At 65.9% G+C, this 1,815-nt stretch carries 2 protein-coding genes; both read left to right on the top strand.

Translation table 11 applies throughout. From position 1 onward, the window contains the following. Positions 1 to 509: GntR family transcriptional regulator (locus tag AC1DJT_RS36550; RefSeq protein WP_476836044.1), on the top strand; the 509-nt coding region annotated here is incomplete at its 5' end. An 86-nt stretch (positions 510 to 595) separates the two neighbouring features. Next, the coding region (locus AC1DJT_RS36545; protein WP_476836043.1) for a Gfo/Idh/MocA family protein at positions 596 to 1,815 on the top strand (1,220 nt) is incomplete at its 3' end.

Genomic DNA, 1,815 nt, shown 5'->3' with positions numbered 1-1,815 from the left:
GCCTCTCGGAGGACGGACTCGTCGACATCTTCCCGCAATCGGGCACCTTCGTCTCGCATGTGCCGCTCAGCGCAATCCCCGAGGCGCAGGTCATCCGGCTGGCCCTTGAAGACACGGCGATCAAGCGCACGGCCGAGATCGCGACCGTCGCCGACATCGCCCAGCTCGACGCCAAGCTGGCGAACCAGCGGATGCTGGCCKAGATCGGCGACATGGACGCCTTCCACGCGGCGGACGAAGCCTTCCACGAGGCGATCGCGCTGATCGCCGGCTATCCCCGCATCTGGAAGCTGCTGCGCCAGGTGAAGGTCCAGATCAACCGGGCGCGCCGGCTGACCCTGCCGGTCCCCGGCCGCATGCACCAGGTCATCGGCGAGCACGAGGTCATCCGCGACGCCATCGCGCGGCATGACGTCGAGGCCGCGCGGGAGGCCATGCAGACCCATCTCAACGTGGTCATCCCCGACCTGGCCCGGCTGCGCGTCGCCCATCCCGACTATTTCGTCTGACGGCCGGTCATTGCAGCCGGCGATCAAGCCCGGCGCGGTGATCCGGAGGGTTTCAAAAAACAAGAGACTGACGAGGAAATGCAGACATGACGGATGCGGCGATGACCTTGAGTGACGAACGCCATCGCGTGGCCCTGGTCGGCACCGGCCACCGCGGAGCCGGCATGTGGGGGCGCGAGCTCCTCGCCGGCTGGCGCGATTGCACCGAGTTCGTCGCGATCTGCGACGTCAACGAATTGCGCGCCAGCCATGCCCGCCAGGAGATCGGCACCAATGCGCCGATCTATACCGATGTCGACACGATGCTCGCCGTGGCAAAGCCCGAGATCGTCATCGTCTGCAGCCGCGACGACACCCATGACGACATCATCATCAAGGCGCTGGAGGCCGGCTGCCGGGTCATCACGGAAAAGCCGATGACCACGACGCCGGAGAAATGCCGCCGCATCCTCGAGGCCGAGATCCGCACCGGACGGCAGATCGACGTGACCTTCAACTATCGCTTCGCGCCGACTGCCGCCCGGATCAAGCAGCTGCTGCTCGAGAACGCCATCGGCACCGTCACCTCGGTCGATTTCCACTGGTATCTCGATACCAAGCACGGCGCCGACTACTTCCGGCGCTGGCACGCCTATGAGAAGAATTCCGGCAGCCTGTTCGTGCACAAGTCGACCCATCATTTCGACCTGCTGAACTGGTACCTGGACTCGACCGCGCTCGAGGTTTCCGCTTTCGGCACGCAGCGCCATTACGGCCGCAATGGCCCGTTCCGCGGCGAGCGCTGCCAGACCTGCGCGCATACCGTCGCATGCGACTTCCATCTCGACATCAGCAAGGATCCCTGGCTGACGGCGCTCTATGACGAGCCCGCCGAGGTCGATGGCTATTTCCGCGATGGCTGCGTCTATCGCGAGGATATCGACATTCCCGATACGATGACGGCGATGCTGCGCTACGAGAACGGCGTGATCGCCTCCTACTCGCTCAACACCTTCATGCCGATCGAGGGGCACCACCTCGCCTTCAACGGCACCAAGGGCCGCATCGAGATCCGCCAGTACGAGCGCCAGGCCTTCGAGGTGCCCGACCACGACGAGATCATGCTGATGCGGAATTTCGGCAAGGCCGAGCGCATCCGCGTGCCGCATGCCAGCGGCGGCCATTTCGGTGGCGACGACCGCCTGCGCGACATGCTGTTGCGCCCCGGCCTCAAGGACCCGCTCGGGCAGCGCGCCGGGGCACTGGCCGGCGCCATGTCGATGCTGTGCGGCGCGGCCGCGATGGCCAGCGTCAAGCAGGGCCGGCC

The organism is Allobosea sp. 05T422_2 (genome assembly GCF_056396265.1).
Note: the sequence above shows the minus strand (reverse complement) of the source record. Positions and strands in the feature narration are given on the sequence as shown.